The following is a 4,356-nucleotide window of genomic DNA, read 5'->3' as shown; positions in this document are numbered from 1 at the left end:
ATTTACACAAACTATTTTATACTCTCCACAAATAGGTTTAAATGTATTATAAGTATATGGATATTGCAGTAAAAAAGGTATAAACTTACTAATGAAATTAGCATAGAGGGGGAACAAGGATGTTTGATAACTATTATGTTGTTTGTAGCAATTGTCAAGCTCGCAATCCATTAACAAATGACTTCTGTAATGATTGTGGAGAGAAGTTAGTTAAAAATTCTGATAGTTCTAAAGGAGTTGTAACTGTATTTCAGAAAATGGATGAAGGTGAGAAAATTGTTAGTAGCAGTAGTAATTTAACAACAGACAATAGCAAAGATGCAGATGGAGAAACAGAAAGTAATGAACAGGAACAATTAAGTAATGAGACACAAAAAAGATTCTGTCCTAACTGTGGTAATGAGACGGTTAATGGTGCAAAGTTTTGTCCTATATGTGGGTTTGATTTGCATAATTTAAATAAGAACAAACATGATCCAACTGATGATGTACAAACTAATAATTATCAATATAATGAAGACATTAATCAAAACTCAACGGATGGAAAAATCATTGCCACAATTAGGAATACTAATGTTGGAAAAATTGTTAGTATAGTTTTAGCTATCTTTTTTATTGTTGTTGGGATATGGTTATTTAAACAACATGAAGCTGTGACAAATTTACCTAATGGGGTTGACACTGCGGACGCAGTACTTAAGCATAATGCACCTGAAAATACGGATACTATTTTAAAAACAATTAGAAGTGATACAAGCTTGGCTAGTGAAACGAATTATATAGTTTCAGTTTATAAAAATACTAGAACAGGTGGGTATGTTTTTCCTGTGCAAGCCCAGGAAACTAATAAACTACATTACTGTTACGTTACAAAGGTGGATACACATTCCATGATAGCAATTGATATTGATGATTCCAGCTGGATTTGTAAAATACCCGATGGACAGGGAATACAGGGTAACAATCCATATAAAGAAGACTACAAAGTAAATACAGCTTATTATAATCAAAATATAGAAAATTTTCTTTATTAACTATTCTTTATTTCTAAATTATGATTTCAAAAGTGAAGAGGTATAATGATGAGTAAGCAACATAAATATTGTCCTAACTGTGGCAATGAACTGTTTGGTACTGAAAAGTTTTGTGGTAAATGTGGATTTGATGTTAGCAGTATAACTAAACAAAATAACTCAGAAAAAAGTAATAATGAACAAGCAAGACCTAAAGTTAATGAACCAAATGAGAATATTCAGAAAGAAGAACATCAGGATACAAGTTCTGTGTTAAGTAAACCAATCAAAGAGCAGAAAAACAAGCAAGAGGTAGATAATACTAAAATAGAAAGTCGTTCAGCCGATAGAAGAGAAAAAAGAATTAGTAAAATTGTTTGGACAATAGGAATATTAATTGCTCTTATAGGTGTTGGCGGGTTGGGGATTTATATGCATAGTCAAAACTCTCATGCTGCAACTTCAAACAAGGTCAAAAAGACTCAGATTAAAAAAGCAAGTAATACAAATAAGAAACCCAAGTCGAAAAACAATGTTTATTCTGTAAAAGTTAGTGAGATAAAAATAGGTGGTCGAAGACAGGGAACTGATTGGATTATTAAGGGGACAACAAAAGCACCTGATAACTCTACTATGGTTGCTATTTTACCAAAGAAAAATACTGTAGATTTATCTGGAGATGCTTATACATCTAACATAGCAACTAACACAACAGACGGTGAAGGCGAAGGTGTTGCTGAGGTACATGGTGGAGAGTTTCAAATTGAGATAACCCCGGACAGTTCAGCCTACTATGGTAAAAATGGTGATAAAAACGCTGTTAAAGATAATCAGGACATTAAAGTAAAAATTGTAGCTATTTCTAACTTTGATAGTAAAAATGGTTCAGTATATAGTCCTCTCCCTGAAAATGTGTTATCTAGAGTTAATAAAAAAGGAAAAATAACAATTTTAACTACTAACCACAAGCAAGGTGAATATTATAGAAACTGGGGTGATGACTTAGATGATAGTAGTTCAGATGATAGTTTAGACACTTCTAGTTCAGATGATAATTCAGATACTGATGCGGATGATAACTATGCCGATAATAATATATCGGATGATGAAGAAGATGATAGTGCTACAAATAGTGGTGCTACAGATGATAGTGCTACAAATAATAGTTTCTCTCAGTCAGAAAATGAGAGGAAGACTGTTATAAATAATGCACAGGAGGCAATTGCAGCAGCTAAAAAAGACGACCCAGGTAAAGATTGGAAATTTGATGGGATGGCTGGTGATGATTATAAAGTCACAGCAATGGCAAAGGCTCCTGAGAATGGTAAAATTCTTCCATATCAAGAGTATATACATCCTGACGGTACAATTGAAAAATAGATGGTAGATTATGAAAAGTTTTTATCGTTAGAGTAAAAAATGCAAGCATGTATTTGAGTGTAATGTTAATGAAAAATAAGCTTTGAAGGTGTAATACAATGTCTGAAAAAATGAAATACTGTACTAATTGTGGTCAACAAATAAAGGTTAAAGATAAATTTTGTCCTTATTGTGGTAGTAAACAGCCAATACTCAATCAACCTGTTAGTTCCTCTTTTAATGGTGGGGTTAGATCAAGTGAAAGTTCCTCTATGCAAAATCAGTTTAGTGGGTATAAACTGAATGTTTCTATACCAGAGCCAAAATCTGTTATGCCAAACGGTGATTTTAAAAAAGATAGAATTTTTAGGTATAGAGAAAGTATGGGATTTACAAATAACCCCAATATTATGGTGTATACCATGAACAACTATTATAAGAAAATGCTTTTAATTGGTAGTTATGGGATCTTATTTAACAAAAACAGTGTTTTATGTATTGAAGATGATGGATTACTTTTAATTGGTCTTAATGCATCTGGTCATTTTAATGGTAAGAATTCTTTTATACCAAATGAAAGGGTAAATAGCATTCATGTTTCAAATATAATGGGTGTTCAATTATCAATCACAATAATGATTGATGGAAAAAATATGAAGTTGTTATCACCTAGGATATTGGTCTATTGTCCGTGGCAAAAAGAGAATGTAAATAAACTAGTAGATAAATATAAGGTATAAGATACAATATTTTAAGCATATTACTGAGTTAGGTTAGTATCCTAGCTTTTTTATTCAATAGGGATAACCAGCAAGAAATTATTTTAACAAATCGGGTGAGCAGCGTAATAAGCCATGGATGTATAGATATTTTGCTAAGGGTGTTATAGAATTGTTAACGAAATTATTGGGAGGTTGTACTAATGTTAAAAAATGTTGTTAAGGGTCTATCAGTACTATTGTTAGGTATGGTGTTAACTGGATGCTCTAGCTCAAAGAATGATAAAAGTAGTGCAAGTAGCTCAAACGTATCAGCTAAGAAGTCTGAAGCTACATATTATCAAGATTTATCTAGAGTGGAGCAAAAGAAAGTTAAATTTAGTTTTAAAGTTGACCAAGATGAAACACAAGACAATTCAAAGGGCTCAATGTTTCTTGTTTCAATGAAGGTAAAAAACAATTCTAAACAAAATATTAAATTTAATAAATCTAAGTTTGTCCTGCTGTCTGATAATAAAAAAGTTGTTTCTAATAAAAAAGGAATATTGAAACTTAAAGTTGGTCAAAAAGTAGAATTAAATGAACTATTTACGGGTGTACCTGAGGAATTATTAAACGGTGGAGGGAACATTATTTACTTAAATCAAAACAATAAGATTGCTTCAAACAATTTTAAGAAACAATTAGATAAATTTCAAAGTGAAGAAAATTCAAGTACTGAAATTCAACCACAAAATTCAAGTAGCAATGTTTCAAGTTCTCAAGAGAGTTCTGAAGTAAAACAATCCCAAAAATCTGGTCAAGGTCAAGCAAGTAGTGCTCAGAGTAATAACTTTAATGAGGCAGATTTTTCTCTCTCATTGACAGACTTTATTAATAAATATGGTATGAGCCCAGCTGCTTATAGGATGGAAAAGATGGGGATGTCGGAAGAAGAAGCATTAAAAGTTACACCAGATGATAAAGAAAGTTCAGGTGAGCTTCAGAATGAGCATTCTCCACAACAATTCACAGATGAAGATGGGGATACCTATACTAAATATCCAGACGGAAGTATAGAATATAATGATGAAGATGAATAAGGATAGTTCAAACTAGATAAAATTGGGTCTAAACTTATAGAGTAAAAAAATAACCTACTAGTCACAATTTCCATGCAACTTTTAGGCTAAGATGTGCAACATTGATACACCTTACTTACTAATTGTAATTACTAAAACACTGATATAATAAGGTTAAGAACAGTTTCCCACAACTTCAATAAG

4 protein-coding genes are annotated in these 4,356 nt (G+C 31.7%); all 4 read left to right on the top strand.

The window, feature by feature from the left end:
* Nucleotides 1-119: 119 nt before the first annotated feature.
* Entirely contained in the window at nucleotides 120-1,034 is a 915-nt protein-coding gene (locus tag FC65_RS09015) for a zinc ribbon domain-containing protein (RefSeq protein ID WP_056972418.1), read from the top strand.
* Between the two features lie 48 nt (nucleotides 1,035-1,082).
* Nucleotides 1,083-2,393, top strand: a complete 1,311-nt coding sequence (locus tag FC65_RS09010; RefSeq protein ID WP_056972417.1) for a zinc ribbon domain-containing protein — start codon at nucleotides 1,083-1,085, stop codon at nucleotides 2,391-2,393.
* A 98-nt stretch (nucleotides 2,394-2,491) separates the two neighbouring features.
* Nucleotides 2,492-3,112 (top strand): zinc ribbon domain-containing protein, encoded by a 621-nt coding sequence (locus FC65_RS09005; RefSeq protein WP_056972416.1) that lies wholly within the window; start codon nucleotides 2,492-2,494, stop codon nucleotides 3,110-3,112.
* 182 nt (nucleotides 3,113-3,294) lie between these two features.
* Nucleotides 3,295-4,173 carry a hypothetical protein gene (locus tag FC65_RS09000; RefSeq protein WP_056972415.1) on the top strand — a complete coding sequence of 293 codons (879 nt, stop codon included), beginning with the start codon at nucleotides 3,295-3,297 and terminating at the stop codon, nucleotides 4,171-4,173.
* Nucleotides 4,174-4,356: the final 183 nt, after the last annotated feature.

The sequence above is a fragment of the Ligilactobacillus acidipiscis DSM 15836 genome (genome assembly GCF_001435755.1).
Classification (GTDB): domain Bacteria; phylum Bacillota; class Bacilli; order Lactobacillales; family Lactobacillaceae; genus Ligilactobacillus; species Ligilactobacillus acidipiscis.
The sequence above is the reverse complement of the archived record's forward strand: the minus strand, read 5'-3'. Positions and strand labels throughout refer to the sequence as shown.